The 1,315-nt window shown below is 67.5% G+C and carries 1 protein-coding gene; it reads left to right on the top strand.

Annotated elements, in window-relative coordinates; genetic code table 11:
- Window positions 1–121 precede the first annotated feature (121 nt).
- The coding region (locus Msi02_RS42725) for an IS256 family transposase (RefSeq protein ID WP_204053405.1) at window positions 122–1,315 on the top strand (1,194 nt) is incomplete at its 3' end.

A 1,315-nucleotide genomic window follows, 5' to 3' on the forward strand; every position in this document is an offset into this window, starting at 1 on the left:
GGTTGCGTCCACGGGAGTGGTGTAAGAGTTTCCGCTGGTAGAGGCGTGGCGTCGTGAAATGAGGACGGCCATCGCGTGATCCTTCGTGATTGCGAAGTCAAGATCGAAGGAGAAGAAAGCGATGGCCGTGAACGACAGTGTGGACCCTGCCGCGTGGCTGGCGGAGCAGATCCAGGCGCAGGATCCGGATCTGTTGCGATCCATGGTGAAGACCATGGCCGAGGCGTTGATGTCGGCCGAGGCCGACAACCTGTGCGGCGCCTCCTACGGCGAGCGCAGCAGCGAGCGGACCAACTCCCGCAACGGTTACCGCAAGCGGGAGTGGGACACCCGCGCCGGCACCGTCGAGCTGGCCATCCCGAAGCTGCGGCAGGGCTCCTACTTCCCGGGCTGGCTGCTGGAACGCCGCCGCCGGGCCGAGCAAGCCTTGGTCAGCGTCGTGGCCACCTCGTATCTGCTGGGTGTGTCGACGCGTCGGGTGGACAAGCTGGTCGAGCAGCTGGGGATCGGCGGCATCTCCAAGAGCCAGGTCTCGGCGATGGCCAAGGTGCTGGATGAGCAGGTGGAGGCCTTCCGCACCCGGGCGTTGGACGCAGGCCCGTACACCTTTGTGTGGCTGGACGCCCTCACGCAGAAGGTCCGTGAGGGCGGTCGGACGGTCAACGTGCACGCCTTGGTCGCCACCGCGGTCAACGCCAACGGCCAGCGGGAGATCCTCGGCCTGGAGGTCACCTCACGCGAGGACGGCGCCGGCTGGCTGGCGTTCCTGCGCGGCCTGGTCGCCCGGGGACTATCCGGGGTTCAGCTGGTCATTTCCGATGCGCATACCGGCCTGGTGGAGGCGATCGGCGCCACCCTCCCCGGAGCCTCCTGGCAGCGCTGCCGGACCCACTACCTGCGTAATCTGCTCACGACCGTGCCCAAGTCGGCGCAGCCGTGGGTGGCCACCCTGGTGCGGACCATTTTCGACCAGCCGACCGCCGAGCAGGTGCGTACCCAGCACGCCTGGGTCATCGACGCCCTGGAGGCCAAGTACCCGGCCGCCGCCGACCACCTCGATGGCGCCCGCGACGACCTGCTGGCCTTCACCCAGTTCCCCAGGGAGATCTGGAAGCAGATCTGGTCCAACAATCCCCAAGAGCGGCTGAACAAGGAGATCCGCCGCCGCACCGACGTCGTGGGCATCTTCCCCGACCGCGCCGCCATCATCCGGCTCGTCGGCGCCGTACTCGCCGAACAGACCGACGAATGGACCGAAGCCCGCCGCTACATAGGCCTGGACATCCTCGCCAAAGCACGCCTCCGCGTGATCTGC

The organism is Microbispora siamensis (assembly GCF_016863095.1).
Lineage (GTDB): Bacteria > Actinomycetota > Actinomycetes > Streptosporangiales > Streptosporangiaceae > Microbispora > Microbispora siamensis.